The sequence below is a fragment of the Pseudoxanthomonas sp. CCNWLW251 genome, from assembly GCF_037402255.1.
Taxonomy (GTDB): domain Bacteria; phylum Pseudomonadota; class Gammaproteobacteria; order Xanthomonadales; family Xanthomonadaceae; genus Pseudoxanthomonas_A.
Genome location: NZ_JBBEGA010000001.1, coordinates 1,084,326 through 1,106,980, shown reverse-complemented (window position 1 = coordinate 1,106,980; position 22,655 = coordinate 1,084,326). Strand labels below are relative to the sequence as shown.

The following is a 22,655-nucleotide window of genomic DNA, read 5'->3' as shown; positions in this document are numbered from 1 at the left end:
GTCAGGCCCGCTTCGGCAAGCGCACCAGGCGCGTGCCGCTGAAGCGGTCGTGGAAGGTCAGTCGTTCGCGGTCCAGCCACGCCCACCAGAACCCCAATCCCGCCGCCAGCGTCGAGACCGTCGCCAGCGTGTAGCGACGCCACAATGCCGCGCGTGTCGGCGCATCCCCTGCGGCGGTGACCACTTTCAGTCGCCAGGGCCGCATGCCGAGCGTCTGCCCGCCGCGTTGCCAGCTCCAGGTGGCGTACACGCCGGTGACGGCCCAGCAGCAGATCCAGAGCAGCCACCACAACGGGCTGAAGGGTTGGATGTTGTGACGGACATTGCCGCTGGCCACCACGTCGATCAGTACGAACGGGACCGCGACGGCGATCCACAGCGCCAGCACGGGCCAGAAGTCGTAGAGCAGCGCGAGCAGGCGCCAGCCGATCAGGGCGCGGGGTTTTCCGGGGAGGGGGGCGGGATGCGTCATCGCGACAGGATACCGGCTAAGGCCCAGCCGCCCATTGGGGAGCCACGTCAGTCGCGATGGCGAGGCTCCTTCAGACAACTCCGGACAAATGATCCCGCTCGTGGTGAGCCTGTCGAACCCTGCACTTTGCGCTGCATCGACAGGTCACGACAGCCTGCTCTCCCGTGGAAAGCGCGGTTCGACAGGCTCGCCACGGACGATATCCGGGGCACCTGTTAACGGAGTGATCCAGACCTCCGTGGCTACGCCGGGAAAGGCTGTCCGCGTTCATTCCTGTAATCGCGGGGTCTCTCGCGAATGACGTCGCTCCCACAAGAGGGATATGCATCGCCTAAGCTTGCCGCATGACTGCCCGCACGCCCGCCGAACGCCGCCAGCAGGCGAACGCCCTGCCGCCCGTCCCCGACGCCGACGCCGACGCCATCGCGGCATTCCTCGACGTGATCTGGGCCGAGAACGGCTTGGCGAAGCCCTCGCTGGACAGCTACCGGCGCGACCTGGAAGGCTTCGCGCGCTGGCGGAACGGACGTGCAGGCGGACTGGCCGCCGCGGATCGCGCGGCCCTGTTCGATTACCTGGCGTGGCGCACGCGCGAAGGCTATTCGCCACGCAGCAACGCGCGGCTGCTGTCGGCCCTGCGCGCGTTCTACGCGCAGCGGTTGCGCCGGGGCGAACGTGCGGACGACCCCACCGCGCTGCTCGATCCGCCGCGCCTGCCGCGCTCGTTGCCGAAGGCCCTGGCCGAAACCGAGATCGACGCACTGCTGGCCGCGCCCGACACCGCCACGCCGCTGGGCCTGCGCGACCGCGCGATGCTCGAACTGATGTACGCCGCAGGCCTGCGGGTCAGCGAACTGGTCACGCTGCCCGCGACGGCGGTGAACCTGCGGCAGGGCGTATTGAGGGTCACCGGCAAGGGCAGCAAGGACCGGCTGGTGCCCTTGGGCGAGGAGTCGCAGCACTGGCTGGAAACCTACCTGGCACAGGCGCGCGCCGTCTTGGCCGGCAAGCGCAGCACGCCCTTCCTGTTCGTGGGCGCGGGTGCCGACCCGCCGACCCGGCAGCAGTTCTGGGGGCTGGTGAAGCGTTACGCGGCGCTGGCCGGCATCGATCCGGTCCGGATCAGTCCCCACGGGCTGCGGCACAGCTTCGCCACCCACCTGCTCAACCGGGGCGCCGACCTGCGCGCGCTGCAGATGCTGCTGGGCCACAGTTCGCTGTCGACCACGCAGATCTACACCCTGGTCGCTCGCGAACATCTCAAGCAACTGCACGGCCGGCATCATCCGCGGGCATGACGCGGGTCACGCTGGCGGGCGGTTAAGCCGCCTGCGCGGCGCCATGTGCCAGAATCCCCGTCTGTTCCTGCCACCCAGCCGCACCGCGGCATACCCGGATGCCCTTGATGCCCCGCCTGATGACCGCCGCCCTTCTGGGTGCCCTGAGCCTGACCGCCTGTGCGCAGGCCCCCCAGCCACCCGTGCAGGACGGTGCCGCTGCCGCGCCCGCCGCCCCGCAGGCGGCCGTGCGCCAGATCAAGGCAGGCGTGGGCGCCACCCCCGACGCACGTGCCCGTTCCGCGATCGCCCAGCTCAACCCGCAGGCGAAAGTGGAATACGTCGGCGCCGCACCGTTGCCGGGTTTCCGCGAGGTGATCGCGGGCGGCCAGTTGCTCTACATCAGTGACGACGGACGCTACCTGATGCAGGGCACCGTTCTGGACCTGGACCAGCAGCAGGACCTGATGCAGACCAGCCCGGCGCTCGCCGGCTACCGCAGCAAGCTGATCGCGACCATCCCGCACGCCGAACGCATCGTGTTCGCACCGCCGAACGCCAAGTACACGGTCACCGTGTTCACCGACATCGAATGCGGCTATTGCCGCAAGCTGCACGGCGAAGTGGGCGAGCTCAACCGTCTCGGTATCGCGGTGGAATACCTGGCGTTCCCGCGCATGGGCCTGGGCAGCCAGGACCACAAGGACATGATCTCGGTCTGGTGCGCGCCTGATCGCAAGCGCGCGCTCACCGACGCCAAGGCCGGCAAGCCGGTCCCCTCGCGCGACTGCAAGAATCCGGTGACGATGGAATTCGACGTCGGCCAGCGCATCGGCGTCAGCGGCACCCCGGCGATCTATTCGGCCGAAGGCGTCCAACTGGGCGGCTACCTGCCGCCGGCCGCCTTGAAGGCCAGGCTGGACGAACTGGCCGCCAAGGCGGCGCCAGTCGCCGCTGCCGGCGCCCTGTGACATCCCCGAAGCCGGCCTTGCGCCGGCTTCGCTACAATAGCGGGCCCCGTCCTGACGGCTACGCCCCCACGGTTCCGGACATGATCGTCCTCGAAGGCCAACCGGCCTTGTCGCACTTCCGCCGCGCGCGGCTCGAATCCAAGCTCCAGTCGATGGCCTCCGGTGTCCGCATCTGCGGTGCCTGGCATGTCTATTTCATCGAGCCGGAGGCGGGCGCGACGCCCGATCTGGCCACGTTGCGCCGCATCCTGCAGGCGGGTGACGAGGCGGCGGCGCTGGCCGATGGCGCGGTCTCGCGCTTCGTCACCCCGCGCTTGGGCACGCTGTCGCCGTGGGCCAGCAAGGCCACCGAACTGCTGCGCGGCGCCGGCCAGCCGGTGAAGCGCGTCGAGCGCGGCTTGCGCATCGATCTTGAAGGCTGGGACGACGGCCAGCCGGCGCTGGCCAAGGCGTTGCACGACCCGATGACGCAGTCCCTGCTGACCACCCGCGACCAGGCGCAGGCCTTGTTCACCGCGCCCGCGCGCGGCGAACTGGAGCGCATCCCGCTGGCGCAGCTGGAAGCGGCCAACACCCGCCTGGGCCTGGCGCTGGCGGACGACGAGATCGACTACCTGCGCACACGCTACACCGAACTCGGCCGCGACCCCTCGGACATCGAACTGATGATGTTCGCGCAGGCGAACTCCGAGCACTGCCGGCACAAGATCTTCAACGCCAGCTGGACCATCGACGGCAAGGACCAGGACCGCTCGCTGTTCCGGATGATCAAGCACACTCACGCGCAGACACCTGAGCATACGCTCAGTGCGTACAGCGACAACGCGGCGGTGGTCGAAGGCTATCCGGCGGCGCGCTTCCGTCCGGACGGAAGCGGCCAGTACCGCCTCGAGGCGACGCTGGATTCGGCCTTCTGCATCAAGGTCGAAACGCACAACCACCCGACCGCGATCGCGCCGTTCCCCGGTGCCAGCACCGGTGCCGGCGGTGAGATCCGTGACGAAGGCGCGACCGGCCGCGGTGGCAAGCCCAAGGCCGGCCTGACCGGCTTCTCGGTGTCACACCTGCGCATCCCCACGCTGCCTCAGCCGTGGGAAGCGACGCGCGCGCTGAATCCGCGCATGGCGCCAGCGCTGGACATCATGCTCGACGGCCCGTTGGGTGGCGCCGCGTTCAACAACGAATTCGGCCGGCCGAACCTGCTCGGCTACTTCCGCAGCTTCGAATTGCCGGAAGGCGCGGGCCTGACGCGCGCCTATGACAAGCCGATCATGCTGGCCGGCGGCCTGGGCGCGATCGACCGCATCCAGGTGGAGAAGCGGACGCTCTCGTCTGGCGATGCCGTCATCGTGCTCGGCGGCCCGGCGATGCTGATCGGCCTGGGCGGCGGTGCCGCCAGTTCGGTCGCGTCGGGCGAAAGCGCCGAGGAACTCGATTTCGCCAGCGTGCAGCGCGACAACCCGGAAATGGAGCGTCGCTGCCAGGAAGTCATCGACCGTTGCGTGGCGATGGGCGAGGACAACCCGATCCTGTGGTTCCACGACGTCGGCGCGGGCGGTCTGTCCAACGCCATCCCGGAACTGCTGCACGACTCCGGTGTGGGCGGCGTGATCGACCTGGCCAAGGTGCCCAGCGACGATCCCTCGCTGTCGCCGATGCAGTTGTGGTGCAACGAGTCGCAGGAGCGCTACGTACTCGGCGTGCCGCAGGCGCGGCTGGCCGAGTTCGCGGCGATCTGCGAGCGCGAGCGCTGTCCGTTCGCTGCCGTGGGCGTGGCCACGAAGGAAGAACATCTGGTGGTCGCTTACGGTGCCACGCCAGGCAACATCCCGGCGGACGCCCCGATCGACCTGCCGATGGACGTGCTATTCGGCAAGGCGCCGAAGATGCATCGCGACACCGGCTATCCGGAAGCCCCCAAGTGGCCGTCGTTGCAGACCGCGTCGCTGGACCTGCGCGAAGCGGGCCTGCGCGTGCTCGCGCATCCGACGGTCGCCTCCAAGCAGTTCCTGATCACCATCGGCGACCGCAGCGTCGGCGGTCTGACCGCACGCGACCAGCTGGTCGGCCCGTGGCAGATGCCGGTGGCCGATTGCGCCATCACGCTGAGCGGCTATGAAGGCTTCGTCGGCGAAGCGATGGCCATCGGCGAACGCACGCCGCTGGCCCTGCTCGATGCCGCTGCCGCCGCCCGCATGGCGGTGGGCGAGGCCATCACCAACCTGTGCGCCGCGCCGGTGGAATCGCTGCATCGCGTGAAGCTGTCGGCCAACTGGATGGCCGCCGCCGGCCATCCCGGCGAGGACGCGCTGCTGTTCGATGCGGTGAAGGCCGTGGGCATGGAGCTGTGCCCGGACCTGGACATCAGTATCCCGGTGGGCAAGGACTCGCTGTCGATGCAGGCGCAGTGGCACAGCGATGGCCAGGCACAGAAATCCGTATCGCCGGTGTCGCTGATCATCAGTGCGTTCGCGCCGGTCACCGACGTGCGCCAGCAACTGACGCCGCTGCTGTCGCGCGAAGACGACAGCGAGCTGTGGCTGATCGGCCTGGGTGCGGGCAAGAAACGCCTTGGCGGTTCCGTGCTGGCGCAGGTCTATCCTCAGTCCGGTGGCGAGGGTGCGTGGCCAGCGTTCGCCGGCGACGGCCGCGACGAAAGCGTGCCCGATCTCGACGACCCGCAACGCCTGCGCGATTTCTTCCATCTGATCGCCGACGCACGCGAAGCCGGGCTGCTGCTGGCCTACCACGACCGCAGCGACGGCGGCGCCTTCGCCGCGTTGTGCGAGATGGCATTCGCCTCGCATCGTGGCCTGGACATCAACCTGGACGGCTGGGGCGACGATGCCTTCCGCACGCTGTTCGCCGAGGAACTGGGCGCGGTGGTGCAGGTGGCCGACGAGGACCGTGCCGCCTTCGCCGACCTGATCGAACACCATGCGCTGACGGAGTGCGCGCAGCGCATCGCGCGCCCGACGACCGCCGCCGTGGTGCGCGTGCAGCAGGAGGGTGACGTGCTGGCCGAGTGGCGCTGGGAAGAGCTGTTCGATGCCTGGTGGTCGGTGACGCACGCGATGCAGAAGCTGCGCGACAACCCGGAGACGGCCGATGAGGAGCGCGAGACCACGCGCCAGTTCGGCCGCGCCGGGCTGAAACCGAAGCTGTCGTTCGATGCGGGCGACGATGTCGCTGCGCCGTTCATCGCCACGGGCAAACGCCCGAAGGTCGCGATCCTGCGCGAGCAGGGTGTCAATGGCCAGATCGAAATGGCGTCGGCCTTCACCCGTGCCGGTTTCGATGCGTTCGACGTGCACATGAGCGACCTGATCAGCGGTCGCGTGGCGCTGGATGCTTTCAGCGGCATCGCGGCGTGCGGCGGTTTCAGCTACGGCGACGTACTGGGCGCCGGACGCGGCTGGGCGACCTCGATCCTCGAGCGCAGCGCGCTGCGTGATGCGTTCGCGGCGTTCTTCGCGCGCGACAACACGTTCTCGCTGGGCGTCTGCAATGGTTGCCAGATGATGAGCCAGTTGAAGGACATCATCCCTGGTGCGACGCACTGGCCCCGCTTCCTGCGCAACCGCAGCGAACAGTTCGAGGCGCGGGTGTCGTTGCTCGAAGTAGTGGAATCGCCGTCGGTGTTCTTCCGTGGCATGGCCGGCTCGCGCATCCCGGTCGCGGTCGCGCACGGCGAAGGGCGCGCGGACTTCGCCAGTGCGGCCGACCAGGGCGCGGTCCGCGTCGCGTTGCGCTTCATCGATGGCGATGGCCAGGCGGCTGCGTCGTATCCGCAGAATCCGAACGGTTCGCCCGACGGCATCACCGGCCTGACCAGTGACGACGGTCGCGCCACCATCCTGATGCCGCACCCGGAACGCACTCCGCGCAGCGCCAACCACAGCTGGCATCCGGCCGACTGGCCGGAAGATTCGCCGTGGCTGCGCATGTTCCGCAATGCGCGGGTGTGGGTGGGGTAGGCGCTTTCCGACGATTCCGGGTAGGAGCGCCTACGGGCGATTCCGGACAGGACGGTACTGTCCTTCCTCGCCGAACTCGTCGCCCTTGGGGTCGACGTTGGCGCACAATCTGCCACCGCACAGGGTCACGTCCGCGGCGTCGTAGGCTTTCAGCAATTCCGCCGATAGTTGGTGTCGGCGGATTTCGTTGTAATAGTGGTTGGAAAGCCAGCCGCCGCCCAGGACGATCAGGACGAGACTGGTGAGACAGACGCCGACTACCTTCCATAGCAGATGTCGGTAGAGGGTACGCGCGGCGTGGATTTGCGCCGCCAGCGCATGCGAGGCTTGCCTTACATCTTGTCCGGACGTCTCCAGGCGTGTCTGATAGGTCGAGATGGATTGTCCGAGGCTTACGTCGACGGTGCCCACGACACTGTCCCGCAGATGCCTCATTTCCGCGTCGGCAGCCCGGTGGAGCGTTTCAGGCAATTGTTGCGAGAGGTCCTGGAACTGCCGGTGCGCAGCCTGCAAGCTGCCCTCGATCTGCTGCGTGCGGCGCTCGAACCGCTCCATGAGGGCTGACACACTGGCGACGAGGTCGGTGATCCGGTCGGTGTCCATCGTGCTTTCCTTGGCAACGGTATAGTCAGATCGTGCGTGCGATGCCGGCCGACACCGCGACCTGCCTCTGCTCCGCACTCTGTTGTTCGGCGACCTGTGCCAGCAGCGCCTGCTGCCGCTCTTCGGCATCCACCTGCGCCGTCGCAGTCGCGCTCACCAGCCTCGCATGAGGATCGTTGGCCGCAGCCTGGGTCATCCGGCGGAAGGCGCCTTGGTCGCCGGCATCGTAGGCGGCCACCATGCTGTCGATGTAGGCGAGGGGATCATCGCGCAGCGAGACCGGCGACGGTGTGGAATCGCCGGCGGGCCGCGAGGGCCAGCCACTGCCGCGCTCCGGCTTGCACTGGCTGTCTTCCAGCGTGGGTGCGCGGCGAAGATCCTGTATCCGCCCGTCGATCTGCTCCAAGGGGCTGCCGGCACCATTTGGATAGATCAACGGTCGATCCGGCGGCACCAAGTCGCGATTCTTCTCCTCCGTCGCGCGTTGCGCCGCCAAGCGAAGCTCCCTCAGTTCGTCGTGAACTTCGTTGCCCATCAGGCCGTGCCGCACCTTGTGCATCGCGTATTGTGAGCCGATCGCGGATGTGTAGACGACGCCTGCACCGGTAAGCTTCGTAGCCAGCGCCACGTCCTCTGCGGCCGAGCGTATGCTCTCCCGATAGGCGTCGAACTCGGGCTTGTGCTGCTGGTAGAGCACCTGGCTTTCGTGATTGATAAGCGAGTTCGGGCCGTAGACGGCCAGTTGCTCGGCGGTGCGGTGGTCGCCGTGGAACTGCACTGCACCGTGGGTCTCGTCCGGGCCGAGTGTGCGCAGATCGCCGATGAGTTCCCATCGGTTCTGCTGGCTGGGTACGGGGCCCTGCTTGAGCAGTACGTCGACATCCTGCTGCGTGGCGTAGACACGTACTTCGCCCAAATGCCGGTTGGCCGCGCCCACCATGTCGGTGGCGCGGACATGGTTGATCACCTGGGTTCCGCCGTCGGGGACGCCATACAGGCCTGCCGCGCCGTACGCATTGAAGGTCTCGCCACGCAGACCGTACTCGTGGCAAGTGACCTGGGTATGGAATCCACCCAATGAATGCCCGGTGACAGTGACCTTGGTGCCGTCCCGCTTGGCCATCTCGATGGCAAGCTCCACCAGGTCCCGGGCGTCATCCAGTTGCTGGTTTACTTTCAGCAAGGCCATCTGGGCGTCGGTCAGCAATCCGTCGCGGAGCTTGTCGGTATCGAACTCGGTGCCGGTGTGGGATACGACGTAATCTCCTGTCTTAACATTTCGATAGATCACTCCGTGATAACCGGACGAGGTGCCAACTTCTTTGACCAGTTCGAAAGCCTCGATGTCGATCCGATCACCATGGGGCGAGTACGATTTTTCTGACAACCTCGCATGCGATTCCGTGAGCGTTGACATGTCAGTCCTTCCTTGAAGATATCTTCATCTTGTATGAGATGGGATCCAGTTCCTGGATAAGTTCTTCATCGAATGGAGTGAAACAAGTGAAGTCGTATTTGTCGCGCATCAATGTTCTGCAATAGCCAACAGTTTCCTCCTCGCCATTGAGTTCAGCGAGACTCAGTCGGGTACTCTGGTGAAAGGTGTTTCCGCGCGCGACAATTGCACTTGCATAAGCGAACTTCCACTTGCATAGCCCAAGCCCGTAATAGTCCTCGTCGATGGGCCAATCGAGAAAGACGTGGCCGTTGTAGGTGTTGTTTCCGGTCGAAACGAGAGAGAACCTCTTCTCGTAGCGGGAACCAGGGGCATATCCGGCGATACGGTCCGGCGTAGGCATGCAGGTGACATCAGGAATACTGAAATAGGCAATACCGGAGATGTTCTTGACGTCGGCCGGTGGATCGACCAATTCCACCGTGATCTCGTAGCGCTGAGTGGGATTCGGGTTGGTCTTCGCGACGGGTGGTTCGAATTTGCTTGCGCTCCAGCATCCCGCGATCAGGAGGGATGCGAGGATCGGGCAGTAAGGCAGGAATCGGCGACTCACGGATTGCTTCCTTGTAATGGGTTGCCGTTTCGGAAACTACTCGAACACCCGGTGTTGCTTGTGCAGAGACAACCTTGGCACAAGCGCCAAGGTAGGACGGGCCTGGCTCGTGAACCTGACAACACATGCAGGCAGAAAGAGCCTGGCAAGTTCAATCCTGGTGTACCGGGCGTACGTTCGGGCAATCTCTGCCACGAATGCGCGAGTCGCACAGACGGACTCCCGCAAGATGCCGGAGCGCCAGGTTGGTGTCACGCTCCGACGGCGCGTGCCGGAATGCGAACTGGACGGAATAGAAGGCATCGTTGCCTTCGATGGTCTTCGACCAGAAGTGTTCCGGCTTGCCGGTTGCAGGATTCAACGGGCAGACGTGCTGCCATAACGCATACGTGTATCCATCTTCCTCCCCCGCATCGATCTTGACAGCGTTCGCGCTGGAGCAGGCACCGGAAAGGTTGGCTGCAAGCCGTTGCTGGAAGGCGTCCGCCGGGATCCGTGCCCCGTGGAAGACCTGGGTGGTGACCATGCTGGTCCAGCTTTCGACGGATTCATCCGATGGCACCATTTCGCTCATGCTCATCTGGCCTTGGCGCGTCTGGTAACCGATCTTGTAGCCGTGTGGCAACGCCTGAAGCAGATTTTCTCCCTGCATTGCGCTGTCTGCGATTGCCGATGCGGCGGGAAGAAGAGCGGAAACAAGAAGTGCGAAGCGAAGATGCGACATAAGGCCTCCTTGGCCAGTGGATACCATGTCAGGGGATGAGAGTCGCCATAATTTGTTGGGTGAGTAAGCGGTCCTGGCGGCCATGCAATGAGGCTCTTGCTACGTGCGATGTTCCATGCGACTGCTTGGCGTTTGTATCAGATGCATATCAGTGCGTGCCATTAACATTCTCGCGGAATGTCCCACGATTGCGTGTGCAGCGTCCATCCATGCACGGGACGTCTTGGGGTTGCGGCGTGACGGCATCCTCGCAAGCGACAGCGGGTGTAGTAATCCTCTCCAAGGAGCACGGGGCTGCCTCGAAAAGTTCCCCACGCGCCACGCGTCGCGTGGCTCGACAATCCCTCCCGCCCGGACCTGATAAAGTCCGGACCTTCAAGGAGGCCCCCGTGAACGCAGTCGTGTCCGACCCCTCGCTTTCCGACGACGAGCGCATCGTCGCGGCCCTGCTGGCGCGCGGACGCCTGAAGGAGGCCGACCTGGCGCGTGCCCGCCGGCTGCAGGACGAGACCGGTGGCGATCTGCTGGCGCTGCTGTCGCGGCTGGGACTGGTCTCCGAGCGCGACCATGCCGAGACCGCCGCCGAGGTGCTGGAGCTTCCCCTGGTCGCGGCGAAGGATGCGCCGGACGCGCCGCCGGAATCGGTGGTGCTCTCGCAGCGTTTCCTCAAGCAGTTCCATGTCTGCCCGGTGGGCGAGGACGAGGCCCACGTCGATCTGCTGATGGCCGATCCGCAGGACCGCTACGCGCTGGAAGCGGTGCGCCTGGCGACCGGCCGCGCAGTGCGGCCCCGCGTGGCGCTGCGCTCGGAGATCAGCGACCTGATCGAGCGTTACTACGGGCAGGGCCGCAGCGCGATGGGCGCCATCGTTGAGAACGCGGATGGCGAAACCACGGCCGATCTGGACGATGTCGAGCACCTGCGCGACCTCGCTTCCGAGGCGCCGGTCATCCGCCTGGTCAACCTAGTCATCCAGCGTGCGGTCGAGCTGCGCGCGTCGGACATCCACATCGAACCGTTCGAGAACCGCCTGAAGGTGCGCTACCGCATCGACGGCGTGCTGGAGGAAGGCGAAAGCCCGCCCGCCAACCTGACTGCGGCGGTCATCAGCCGCGTCAAGATCATGGCCAAGCTCAACATCGCCGAGCGCCGCCTGCCGCAGGACGGGCGCATCATGCTGCGCGTGCAGGGCAAGGAACTGGACCTTCGCGTCAGCACCATGCCCACCGCGCACGGCGAAAGCGTGGTGATGCGCCTGCTGGACCGCGAGACGGTGGTGTTCGACTTCAAGAAGCTGGGCTTCACCGATGCGTTCCTGCCGCAGTTCCAGAAGGTGCTGGAACAACCCCACGGCATCCTGCTGGTCACCGGTCCGACCGGCTCGGGCAAGACCACCACGCTGTACACCGCGCTGAGCAGGCTCAACACACCGGACGTCAAGATCATCACGGTCGAGGACCCGGTCGAGTACCAGATCGAAGGCATCAACCAGATCCAGGCCAAGCCGCAGATCGGTCTGGATTTCGCGCATGCGCTGCGCAGCATCGTGCGCCAGGACCCGGACATCATCATGATCGGCGAAATGCGCGATCTTGAAACCGCGCGCATCGCCATCCAATCCGCGCTGACCGGCCACCTAGTGCTCAGCACGCTGCACACCAACAATGCGGCCGGCGGCATCACCCGCATGCTGGACATGGGCGTGGAGGACTATCTGATGACCTCCACGGTCAACGGCATCCTGGCCCAGCGGCTGGTGCGGCGGCTGGAGCCCACGCATGCGGAGCGGTACCCCGCATCGCCCGAGGAAATCGAGAAATTCGCCCTGCGCCGCTTCCAGCCGCATGGCGAGATCTACCTGTATCGCCCGCGCGGTTCGGCCATCGCGCCGACCGGTTACCTGGGACGCACCACCATCGTCGAGTTCCTGGTGATGAACGACGAAATCCGCCGCGCCATCATGCGCCACGCCGGGATGGGCGAACTGGAACAGCTCGCGCGCGACTCGGGCATGCGCACCATGTACGAGGACGGCATCGTCAAGGCGCTTGCCGGCGAGACGACCATCGAGGAAGTGCTGCGCGTGACCGAGGAGGGCTGAGGCGATGAACAGGATGCGTGCGGGCTGCCTGGTCGTGGCGATGTGCGCGATACCGGCCGTCGCGTCGGCCGGCAAGGCCGCGCCGAAGACGCTGGCGCGGGGCGAGCTCCCGGCCGGCTTCGCGGTCGGCACGGCATCGCCGTCGCTGGCGCTGCAGGTCGAGATCGTCGACGGCAAGGTCACGGCGTCCGCGCCGGCCGGCGGTGAACCGGGTAACCTGCGCGCCGCGCGCAGTGGCGACGCTGCACAGACCACCCTGATGGTCAGCAGCACGTTGCCGGTGGCGATCAAGTTCGATCTTTACGTCTCGATGGACGGAGAGCAGTTCACCTACGCCAGCAGCTGCGGCGTTACCCCGGGCATTTCTTCCTTCGAGATGTGGGAACAGCCGGTAAAGCATTTCGCGCTGGGCAATCCCCGCGTCCTGCCGGCCGGCCGCATGGCCTGCGACTGAGTCCGGGCTTCCGGCAGGGAACAAGGGCCCGGCAATGCCGGGCCCTTGTCTGTTGCGCAAACGGAACTTACAGGTCGATACCGAAACCCACGCCGGCCGACTTCTCGTCACCGCTGAATGCGCCGCCGATGCTGAAGGACGCACGCTCGCCGATGGGTTTGGAATAGCCCACCGACAGCGCGTTCTCGCCGTTCTGCCAGCCCGCGCCCACGGCCACGCGGCCGCGCGGGCTGCGGCTGCCCGCTGCATTGATCGCCATGTTCAACATCGCCGAGCTCATCGCACCCATCCTGTCGAGCCTGCGATCCTGCTCGGAGAAGCGGCGGTCCACGTCACCACGGAAAGCATTGAAGTCGTCCTCCAGCGCCTTGACCTGGAAGTCCGCATACGCTTTCGCGCTGGCCAACGTGCTCGCCGAGGATTGATCCGTATAGGACTGTGCGCTGCTGAGCGTGTTGGCATCGCCCGCATCGGCGTAGGACGCGGCCGCTGCCGGCACGTCCGCTGCCGCGGTGGCGTCGGTCGGTGCCGCGACCGCAGGTTGGCCACTGGCCACGGCGCCGCTGCCGACGGCATCCGTGGTCGTCGCCGTGCCGCGTGTCGGCGTCGACGCGGTCCCGCCGGTGCTCGGCGCGGACGCCGTTTCGCCGGCGACCTGGCCCTGGCTGGCCTGCGTCGGCGGCGCCGCACGGGTGGATGCCGTGGTGCCGCTACTCGATCCGCTGTACATCCCGTACAACTCGTTGAGCTTGGCGTCGACGGCGGTGAATGCCGCGCCCACATTGTTGTACGACGTGCCCTGGATCGTGTAGCTCGGCGCGATGAACACGCCGCCGGAGAAGCCGGCGCCGCCGCCCAATGCACTGGCGACGAAACTCAGCTGCGACAGGTTCACGGCATCGGTGGCCTGGGTGCCGGCCGCGACGTTGGTGATCTGCCGCTCGCTGCCGGCGCTGCCGACCGAGACGGTGTCCTCGCGGTCGGCCACCGAATCGCCGCCGATGGCGACGCTGTTGTCGGCTTCTGCCGTTGCCAGGTTGCCCAGCGCGACGGCATTGAATCCTGGCGTGTACGCACCGCCGCCGACGGCAACGGAGTAATCACCCGAGGCTTCCGTCGCCAGCGCGCCGAAGAATGCGCCACCCACCGCCACACTGTTGTCGCCGCTGGCGATGGCGCGAGAGCCTACTGCTGTCGCGTCGAAGTTGCTGGCGGTGGCGGCGAAGCCCAGCGCGGTGGCGCTGTCGCTGCCGGCCTCGGCGCCATACCCGAACGCGGATGCACCGAAATCGGACGCGCTGCTGTATCCACCGACGGCGGTGGCGGCGTCACCCGACGCATCGCTGCGGAAACCGCTCGCAGTGGCCTGCAGGCCCGACGCGGCGCTTTCCGTGCCGGTTGCGGTGGCATAGGCGCCCGACGCCGTGGCGCCCGCGCCGGTCGCGGTCGCGCCGGTGTCGCCGGCCACCGCGCCTGCTCCCACCGCCGTGGCGTCATCCGCCGTCGCCTCGGTGCTCGCGTAGACAGGATTGCCGTCTTCATCGAGCAGGGGATCGCCGTTGTCGTCGAACAGCTGGCGCTGTCCGCCCAGTGCGACCGCACCGGCGCCCGTCGCCTGCGCACCCGCGCCGTTGGCGATGCTGTTCTCGCCGGTGGCGGTGGCATTGAAGCCGCTGGCCGTTGCGCCGTTCGCGAGCGCGAAGGCGCCCGAACCCGTGGCGGTCGCGCCGACACCGTCGGCCAGCGCCGCCGAACCCGATGCCGTCGCGTAGTCGCCGCTCGCGTTGGCGTCATCGCTGCCGTCGCCTGCGCCATTGGCCTTGAAGTAGCGCGTGGCATTTTCCGATGCATCGGCGAGGGCGTTGAGCTGGTCCAGGTTCACCGCATCGGTGCCTTCGGTACCTGCGGCCACGTTGGTGATCTGGCGTTCCGCCCCGACATCGCCCACCGACACCGTGTCGTCGCGGTCATTCCACGAATTGGCGCCGATCGCCACGCTGTTGGTCGCGCCCGCGACCGAGTTCACGCCCAGCGCCACGCTGTCGTCACCATCGGCGTAACTGTTGTGGCCGATCGCGGTGCTGTACTCGCCCGTGGCCCACGCCCCGTTGCCGAAGGCGGAACCGCCGGTGCCGCTTGCGCGCGTGTTGATCAATCCGAAGAACGTGGTGCCGCCGACGGCCGTGCTTTCCTCGCCGCCGGCACTCGCGCCTTCGCCCACCGCAGTCGCGCCGCTGCCCGCCGCGTCGGCGCCGTAGCCGAATGCCGAGGCGAAATCGCCGCCTGCGCTGCTGTAGCCGCCCATGGTGGTGGAAGCGAGACCGGACGCATCGCTGCGGAAGCCCACCGCGGTGGCCTGCGTGTTGGATGCGCTGGCTTCCGTGCCCGAGGCGGTGGAATAGGCCCCGGATGCGTTCGCACCTGCACCGGTAGCCGTTGCACCGGCTTCGCTGGCGATGGCGCCGGCGCCGAGCGCGGTGGCGTCCTCCGCCGTCGCTTCCGTGCTGGCGTAGACAGGATTGCCCTCTTCATCGAGCAGCGGGTCGCCGTTCTCGTCGAACAGCTGGCGTTGTCCGCCGATCGCAACCGACCCAGCACCTGCCGCCTGTGCGCCGGCACCGTTGGCAACGCTGTTCACGCCGGTGGCGGTGGCGTTGAAGCCTGTGGCAGTGGCGCCATCGGCGAGCGCGAACGCACCGGAGCCGGTAGCGGTTGCACCCACGCCGTCCGCCAGCGCGGCAGAACCGGAGGCGGTCGCGTAGTCGCCATTGGCGGTGGCATCGTCGGTGCCGTCATTGGCGCCGTTCGCCTTGAAATAGCGCGTGGCCTCTTCGGAGGCCTCGGCGACTGCGGTCAATTGGTCGACATTGACAGCGTCGGTGCCTTCGGTACCGGCCGCCACGTTGGTGATCTGGCGTTCGCTGCCCACGTCACCCACCGACACCGTGTTGTCGCGATCCGCCACCGAGTTGGCGCCGAGCGCCACGCTGTTGTCGCCCAGCGCGGTGCTGTAGAAGCCGACCGCCGTGCTGCTGTCGCCGCTGGCCCACGACTCCGCGCCCAGCGCCGTGGCGTAATCGCCGGGCGCGTACGAGAAGAAGCCTGCCGCGGTGCTCTCCAGGCCGGAGGCTTCCGACAGGCTGCCGGCGGCCAGGCTGTAGTCGCCCGCCGCGATCGCACCGGAACCGAACGCCGCTGCGCTGAAGCCGCTCGCCTGCGTATAGACGAGGAAACCGAACCCGGGAAGCAGGTCTGCCGGGCCGCCGACGGCCACGCTGTAGTCCCCGGTCGCACCGCTCGCATGGCCGAAGCTGGAGGCGTATGAACCCGTGGCCGTGCTGCCGTAGCCGAACGCGGAACTGGCTTCGCCACTCGCTTCGCTGAGTACGCCGAACGACGAGCTGCCGAGGGCCGATGCCAGGCTGCCGGAGCCCACTGCCGTCGCGCCGAGGCCGGACGCCACGGTGTTGACGGTGATCGGATTGCCGTCGGCATCGAACGCATCCACCTGTCCGCCGACGGCAATGCTGGATTCGCCACTGGCTTCGGCGCTGCTGCCGTTGGCGAGGCTGTTGCTGCCGGTGGCGGTGGCGTTGAAGCCGGTCGCCGTCGCACCGTCGGCCAGGGCGAACGCGCCGGAACCCGTCGCCGTCGCACCGGCACCGTCGGCAAAGGCCGCCGAGCCCGATGCCGTCGCGTAGTCGCCATTGGCGGTCGCATCGTCGCTGCCATCGCCTTCGCCATTGGCCTTGAAGTAGCGGGTGGCGTCCTCCGATGCCTCGGCGACGGCGTTCAACTGATCCAGATTGACCGCATCGGTGCCTTCGGTACCGGCGGCGACGTTGGTGATCTGCCGTTCGCTGCCGGCACTGCCAATGGAGACCGTGTCCTCGCGGTCGGCCACGGAGTCGCCACCGATGGCCACGCTGTTGTCGGCTTCGGCGGTGGCCAGGTTGCCCAGCGCGACGGCATTGAAGCCCGGGGTATACGCGCCGCCGCCGACGGCGACGGAGTAGTCGCCCGAGGCTTCGGTCGGAATGAGGCCGAAGAATGCACCACCGACCGCCACGCTGTTGTCGCCACTGGCGATCGAATTCGATCCGAGCGCCGTCGCATCCCAGTTGCTCGCCACGGCACCGAAACCGAGCGCGGTAGCGCTGTTGCCGCTGGCCTCGGCACCGTAGCCGAACGCGGAGGCACCGAAGTTGGAGGCACTGCTGTAGCTGCCGATGGCAGAGGCGGCATCGTCCGAAGCATCGCTGCGGAAGCCGACGGCCGTCGCCTGGATGCCCGATGCAGCAGCCTCGGTACCGAGCGCGGAGGAATACGCACCGGACGCATTCGCGCCTGCGCCCGTCGCCGTCGCCCCGATGTCGCTGGCGACCGCGCCGGCACCCAGGGCCGTCGCATCGTCCGCCGTCGCCTCCGTGCTGGCGTAGACCGGATTGCCGTCTTCATCGAGCAGCGGCTCGCCGTTCTCGTCGAACAACTGACGCTGTCCGCCGAGCGCGACCGCGCCGGATCCGGATGCCTGCGCGCCCGCACCGCTGGCGACGCTGTTCTCGCCGGTCGCGGTCGCGTTGAAGCCGGTGGCCGTCGCTCCGTCGGCCAGTGCGAACGCGCCAGAGCCCGTCGCGGTCGCACCGACGCCGTCGGCCAGTGCCGCCGAGCCGGACGCTGTCGCATGGTCGCCATTGGCGGTGGCGTCGTCCGTGCCATTGTTGGCGCCGTTCGCCTTGAAGTAGCGCGTGGCGTTTTCCGATGCCTCGGCGACCGCGTTCAATTGATCCAGGTTCACCGCATCGGTGCCCTCGGTACCGGCGGCGACGTTGGTGATCTGCCGTTCGCTGCCAGCGCTTCCGACCGAGACCGTGTCTTCGCGATCGGCAACCGAGTCGCCACCCAGCGCCACGCTGTTGTCTGCGGTTGCAGAGGCGAGGTTGCCGATGGCGGTCGCATTGGTGCCCGGCGCCCACGCGCCGCCACCGACAGCAGTGGAGAAATCGCCCGACGCTTCGGTCGGCAGGAAGCCCAGCAGTGAGCCGCCGACTGCGACGCTGTTGTAGCCCGTTGCGATGGAGCCCGAGCCCAGTGCCGTGCTGTCGCCGCCGCTGGCATCGGCGCCGTAACCGACAGCCGTGTCGAAATCGCCCGAGGCACTGGAGAAGCCGCCGAGCGCGACGGTCGCGATGCCGGTGGCGGTGCTGGTGTGGCCGGCCGCCAGGGCCTGCGTGCCCGAGGCGGTGGAGGAACTGCCGAAGGCGCCGGCGTACGCACCGGTGGCCTGGCTTCCCGTGCCCACCGCGCTGGCGCCGGCGCCCGTCGCGTTCGCCTGCGTGCCGACAGCGGTCGCATTCGCACCGGCGGCGTTGCTCTGGCTGCCCAGCGCCGTCGCGCCTTGCGCGGTCGCGCTGCTGTCGTACCCGACGGTGGTGGCATTCACGCCCGTGGCTTCGGCGTAACCGCCTACGGCAGTCGCTCCTGCCTTGCTGGCAATGCTCTTGTAGCCGACCGCAACCGCATGGCGCCCGGACGCATCGACGCCGTCGCCGCACGACACCGCATTCTCGCCGGGGCGTCCGTCCTTGATCGGATTGCCGCGTGCATCCACACAGTAGGCAGGTCCCGTTCCGATCTGCGGCTTGTCGTTCTGCGGCGGGCCCTTCTGCTTGTCATGGGCCGATGCCGCGCCGAGCGGCGCGCCCGCGAGCAGTGCCGAAGCGAGCAGCGTCACGCCAAGGCGCGCACGCACGCGGGCGCCGGACGACATGACGCCATGCGCGCGTCGGGCGAACTCCGATGCCACCACCAGCATGCCGAGGGAAGGGTTCCACACCTTGCTGTAAATCCTGTTCATGGATCACGTCCTTCATTCTGTGTTTTCGGGGGAATGCGACAGCACCCGACGCCGCGGCGACGGGCGTTCTACGGTGGACTACGTCAGGGAAACAGACAGCGCGGCGCGCGACAGGGGAGGCGCGACGCCGGATTGCACGAGGTGTTCTGCGGAAGCGGGAGAAGGAGATGCGGATGCGGTGGCCGGGCGTGGCCATGCCTCGTTTCGCGTGCGTCATGCAACGCGAATGGCGTGTGGGCCGAGACGTAGTGACGTGAAGATGCGAAGAAGAACATCGCATCGGTAAAGGCTTCCCGCATTCCCCATCCCCTGATCCGAGATGATGCAAAACAGCTCCGTGTGTCAGAACACTACATGCGCGTTGTGCAATTTGCGAGAGATTTGCTACGTTCGACGCAACGCGGGGAAACAGCTGAAAACAAGGCGTTAATGCCATGTGTACGCGGCGTGTTCCCTGCGTGAAGAGTGTCGTTGCAGGTAAACAGGGGTACCTGGACGATCCGCTTGAAATGGAAATCGCAAGTCGTTGAGTAGGCACGTCGTAAACGCGTTACCCAGTTCGTTCTTCCTTGCAGACATGGAGCAGGTCAAGTGAATCCACATTCCTCTTTCCGCAATTCGCGTCGTCGCCCCTTGGTGGCGTCGCTCACCGCAATCATCGCGTTCGGAGCGTTCGCCACATCGGCATCGGCGGGCGATGTCAGCACTGCCGGTCTGCGCGACGGCGAAACCTATGATCGGTTCATCGTGAAGTACCGGGACGGCAGCGTCGCGCGTACCAACGCCGCCACGCTGCAACGTTCGTTGCTCGGTGCGGTATCCCGGGCGGCCCTGGGATCCGCGAACGGGAAGGCGGTGAGCGCTTCGAAACTCCGTCGCCTGGGGATCGGCGCGGAACTGGTGAAGACGTCGCGCAAGCTGGATCGCGTGGAGGCGGAGAGCCTGCTGCGGCAGCTGGCGATGGATCCGGAGGTGGACTTCGTCGAAGTCGATGCGCGCCGCTACGCACGCCTCGTGCCGAACGATACCTACTACAACCAGTATCAGTGGCACTTCAAGGATCCCGTCGGCGGCATCAACCTGCCGGCTGCATGGGACTACGCGACGGGCGCAGGCGTGGTGGTGGCCGTGCTGGACACGGGCATCACGCCCCACAGCGATCTCGATGCGAACATCCTGCCCGGCTACGATTTCATCAGCGACACCTTCGTGTCCCGCGACGGCGATGCGCGCGATGCGAATCCGCTCGACGAGGGCGACTGGAATCCGGTGGCGGGCGAATGCTATGCCGGGTCGCCCGTGCAGGACAGCAGCTGGCACGGCACCCACGTGGCGGGCACGGTGGCCGAAGTGACCAACAACGCCAAGGGCATGGCGGGCGGTGCATTCAATGCGAAGGTGGTGCCCGCACGCGTGCTGGGTCGCTGCGGCGGTTACACCTCGGACATTTCCGATGCGGTGATCTGGGCCTCCGGCGGCACCGTCGCCGGCGTGCCCGCCAACGCGAATCCCGCGGAAGTGATCAACCTGAGCCTGGGTGGATCCGGTGCCTGCAGCACCGTCGAACAGAATGCCTTCAACCAGGCCATCGCGAACGGCAGCACGGTCGTCGTGGCAGCCGGCAACGATGCCGGCAACGTGAGCGGATATTCGCCCGGCAACTGCGCCGGCGTGATCACCGTGGCCGCGACGCGCATCACCGGCGGCATCGCCTCGTATTCCAACTACGGCACGCGCATCGACATCTCCGCGCCGGGTGGCGGTGGCAGCGTGGACGGCAATCCGGGCGGCTACGTCTGGTCCACGGGCAACGCGGGCACCACCGTGCCCACCACCGAGACGTATTTCGGCATGGGCGGCACGTCGATGTCGGCGCCGCACGTGGCGGCGGTCGTCGCGTTGATGCAGAGCGTCGCCGAAACACCGCTGACGCCTGCGCAGATCCTGGCCACCTTGAAGTCGACGGCGCGTCCTTTCCCGGTCGCACCGCCCGCCAACCGGCCGATCGGTGCGGGCATCGTCAATGCGGCCGCGGCGGTACAGTCCGTCATCGACGGTGGGCAACCCCCGACGGCGACCTTGCTGACCAACAACGTGGCCGTCGGCGGCAACACGGGCGCGAAGGACGCCGTCATCCAGTACGCCCTCGTCGTGCCGGCCGGCGCCACCAGTCTGTCGTTCATCAGCTTTGGCGGCAGCGGCAATGCCGATGTCTACGTGAAGTTCGGCAGTGCGGCCACGGCGACGAACTACGACCTGCGGTCGGCGCGTCCCGGCAACAACGAAGTGGTCAACATCGCCGCGCCGCAGGCGGGCACGTACTACGTGTCGCTGGTGGGCAAGACGAAGTTCGCCAACGTCAGCCTGAGGGGAAGCTTCACCGCGCCGTGAGGCAAGTGCGGGTGCGTTGCGACGGCCCCGGCATGCCGGGGCCGTTTCATGTCGCAGTCGCGTATCCCTGCATGACGTTGCCCGGCGGAATGCGGTAACTTTGCGCATTCCCCGGCCAACGTCCCGCATGCCGCTTTTCCGCTACAAGGCACTTGATGCACACGGCGAGATGCTGGAAGGCCAGATGGAGGCCGCCAGCGACGCCGAAGTGGTGGCGCGCCTGCAGGAGCAGGGCCACCTGCCGGTCGAGGCCGCGCTGGCCGTTGCAGGAGGTGGGCGCAGCTGGGGCCAGTTGTGGCGGCCGAATGCATTCGCGGGTGGCCGGCTGGTGCAGTTCACCCAGCAACTGGCGACGCTGCTGGGCGCAGGCCAGCCGCTGGACCGCGCGCTGGGCATCCTGCTGGACCTGCCCGAGGACGAGAAGGCGCGACGGGTCATCAGCGACATCCGCGATGCCGTGCGTGGCGGTGCGCCGCTCTCCACCGCGCTGGACCGCCAGCACGGTCTCTTCTCCCGCCTGTACATCAACATGGTGCGCGCGGGAGAAGCGGGCGGCAGCCTGCACGACACGCTGCAGCGGCTGGGCGATTACCTGGAGCGCAGCCGCGCGCTGAAGGGGCGCGTGGTCAATGCCCTGGTGTATCCGGCCATCCTGCTGGTGGTGGTCGGCCTGGCGCTGTTGTTCCTGCTGGGCTACGTGGTCCCGCAGTTCGCGGTGATGTACGAAAGCCTGGATGTCGCGCTGCCGTGGTTCACGCGCGGCGTGCTGTGGGTGGGCAGCTTCGTGCGCGATTTCTGGTTCGTGCTGGTCGCGCTGCCGCTGCTGGCGGTGCTCTGGTTCGACCGTCGCCGCCGCGATCCCGTCTTCCGTGGCCGGCTGGATGCGTGGTTGCTGGACAGGCCGCTGGCGGGGCCGCTGCTGGCCCGGCTGGAAACCGCGCGCCTGGCGCGTACGCTGGGCACGCTGCTGAAGAACGGGGTGCCCCTGCTGACCGCGTTGGGCATCGCCCGCAACGTACTGGGCAATCGGGCTTTGGCGGCCGATGTCGATGCCGCCGCCGAGGATGTGAAGAACGGCCACGGCCTGTCCGCGTCGCTGGCCAAGGGCAAGCGCTTTCCGCGGCTGGCCCTGCAGATGATCCAGGTGGGCGAGGAGTCCGGTGCCCTGGACAGCATGCTGCTGAAGACGGCCGAAACCTTCGAGCAGGAAACCGCTCAGGTGCTGGACCGTATGCTGGCCGCCCTGGTGCCTGCCATCACGCTGGTCCTGGCGGGCGTGGTGGGCATCGTCATCGTCGCCGTGCTGGTCCCGCTGTACGATCTGACCGGCGCCATCAATTGAGAACACTGGAGAGTCCGCCACCATGTCCCGCATGCGCCCCATGAACGCGTTCCATTCCCCCAGGTCGCAGCAGGGCTTCAGCCTGCTGGAAATCATCATCGTGCTGGTGCTGATCGGCGGCATCCTGGTGCTGGTGGGCAGCCGCGTGATGGGCGGCGCCGACAGCGGCAAGGTGAAGCTTGCGCAATCGCAGCTGCAGACGCTGTCCGGCAAGGTCGAGACCTATCAGCTGGATACCGGCCATTACCCCACGCAGCTCTCGGACCTGGTGACGCAGCCGGGCAACGCGGCCGGCTGGCTGGGACCGTACGCGAAGGAAAGCGAACTGCAGGATCCGTGGAAGAATCCCATCGAATACCGCATTCCCGGCGAAGCGCAGCGCTTCGACCTGATCAGCCTCGGCGCCGATGGCAAGGCGGGCGGCGACAGCGTCAATGCGGACATCAAGAACGAATAAGCACCTGCGCCTGCGATCG

Annotated in this window: 14 protein-coding genes; 8 read left to right on the top strand and 6 right to left on the bottom strand. The window is 67.1% G+C overall.

Annotated elements, in window-relative coordinates; translation table 11 throughout:
• Position 1 precedes the first annotated feature (1 nt).
• Positions 2-472 carry an RDD family protein gene (locus WBN46_RS05245; RefSeq protein ID WP_337730590.1) on the bottom strand — a complete coding sequence of 157 codons (471 nt, stop codon included), beginning with the start codon at positions 470-472 and terminating at the stop codon, positions 2-4.
• A 344-nt stretch (positions 473-816) separates the two neighbouring features.
• Here WBN46_RS05245 and xerD point away from each other — a divergent pair, with 344 nt between their 5' ends.
• The 3 genes from xerD (at position 817) to purL (ending at position 6,697) form a co-directional block, all read left to right on the top strand.
• Positions 817-1,770, top strand: coding sequence for a site-specific tyrosine recombinase XerD (gene xerD / locus WBN46_RS05240; RefSeq protein ID WP_337730589.1), 954 nt, complete (start codon positions 817-819; stop codon positions 1,768-1,770).
• A 107-nt stretch (positions 1,771-1,877) separates the two neighbouring features.
• A complete protein-coding gene (locus WBN46_RS05235) occupies positions 1,878-2,720 on the top strand; it encodes a thioredoxin fold domain-containing protein (protein ID WP_337730588.1) in 843 nt (280 codons plus the stop codon).
• Positions 2,721-2,800: 80 nt separating this feature from the next.
• Positions 2,801-6,697 (top strand): phosphoribosylformylglycinamidine synthase, encoded by a 3,897-nt coding sequence (gene purL, locus WBN46_RS05230; protein WP_337730587.1) that lies wholly within the window; start codon positions 2,801-2,803, stop codon positions 6,695-6,697.
• A 30-nt stretch (positions 6,698-6,727) separates the two neighbouring features.
• Here the strand turns inward: purL and WBN46_RS05225 are convergent, their stop codons facing one another.
• The 4 genes from WBN46_RS05225 to WBN46_RS05210 form a co-directional block, all read right to left on the bottom strand.
• Complete coding sequence (locus WBN46_RS05225) at positions 6,728-7,300, bottom strand: relaxation protein (RefSeq protein WP_337730586.1); 573 nt, start codon at positions 7,298-7,300, stop codon at positions 6,728-6,730.
• A 25-nt stretch (positions 7,301-7,325) separates the two neighbouring features.
• Positions 7,326-8,717, bottom strand: coding sequence for a hypothetical protein (locus WBN46_RS05220; protein ID WP_337730585.1), 1,392 nt, complete (start codon positions 8,715-8,717; stop codon positions 7,326-7,328).
• A 1-nt stretch (position 8,718) separates the two neighbouring features.
• Positions 8,719-9,309 carry a hypothetical protein gene (locus WBN46_RS05215; protein WP_337730584.1) on the bottom strand — a complete coding sequence of 197 codons (591 nt, stop codon included), beginning with the start codon at positions 9,307-9,309 and terminating at the stop codon, positions 8,719-8,721.
• 151 nt (positions 9,310-9,460) lie between these two features.
• Entirely contained in the window at positions 9,461-10,033 is a 573-nt protein-coding gene (locus tag WBN46_RS05210; RefSeq protein WP_337730583.1) for a hypothetical protein, read from the bottom strand.
• A 389-nt stretch (positions 10,034-10,422) separates the two neighbouring features.
• On the opposite strand from WBN46_RS05210, the gene gspE reads away from it, so the two are divergent.
• Entirely contained in the window at positions 10,423-12,135 is a 1,713-nt protein-coding gene (gene gspE, locus WBN46_RS05205) for a type II secretion system ATPase GspE (RefSeq protein WP_337730582.1), read from the top strand.
• Between the two features lie 4 nt (positions 12,136-12,139).
• The gene (locus tag WBN46_RS05200; RefSeq protein WP_337730581.1) at positions 12,140-12,589 is read left to right on the top strand and encodes a hypothetical protein; all 450 of its coding nucleotides are present in this window, start codon (positions 12,140-12,142) and stop codon (positions 12,587-12,589) included.
• Positions 12,590-12,656: 67 nt separating this feature from the next.
• Here WBN46_RS05200 and WBN46_RS05195 read toward each other — a convergent pair whose 3' ends face one another.
• The gene (locus WBN46_RS05195; RefSeq protein WP_337730580.1) at positions 12,657-18,446 is read right to left on the bottom strand and encodes an ESPR-type extended signal peptide-containing protein; all 5,790 of its coding nucleotides are present in this window, start codon (positions 18,444-18,446) and stop codon (positions 12,657-12,659) included.
• A gap of 591 nt (positions 18,447-19,037) precedes the next feature.
• On the opposite strand from WBN46_RS05195, the gene WBN46_RS05190 reads away from it, so the two are divergent.
• The 3 genes from WBN46_RS05190 to gspG all read left to right on the top strand — a co-directional run bounded on the left by WBN46_RS05190 (position 19,038) and on the right by gspG (position 22,636).
• Positions 19,038-20,837 carry a S8 family peptidase gene (locus WBN46_RS05190; protein ID WP_337730579.1) on the top strand — a complete coding sequence of 600 codons (1,800 nt, stop codon included), beginning with the start codon at positions 19,038-19,040 and terminating at the stop codon, positions 20,835-20,837.
• Between the two features lie 127 nt (positions 20,838-20,964).
• On the top strand, positions 20,965-22,179 hold the full coding sequence (locus tag WBN46_RS05185; RefSeq protein ID WP_337730578.1) for a type II secretion system F family protein: 1,215 nt from the start codon (positions 20,965-20,967) through the stop codon (positions 22,177-22,179).
• A 31-nt stretch (positions 22,180-22,210) separates the two neighbouring features.
• Positions 22,211-22,636: a type II secretion system major pseudopilin GspG gene (gspG, locus tag WBN46_RS05180; protein WP_225590914.1), complete on the top strand. Its 426-nt coding sequence runs from the start codon at positions 22,211-22,213 to the stop codon at positions 22,634-22,636.
• The last annotated feature ends 19 nt before the right edge of the window (positions 22,637-22,655 follow it).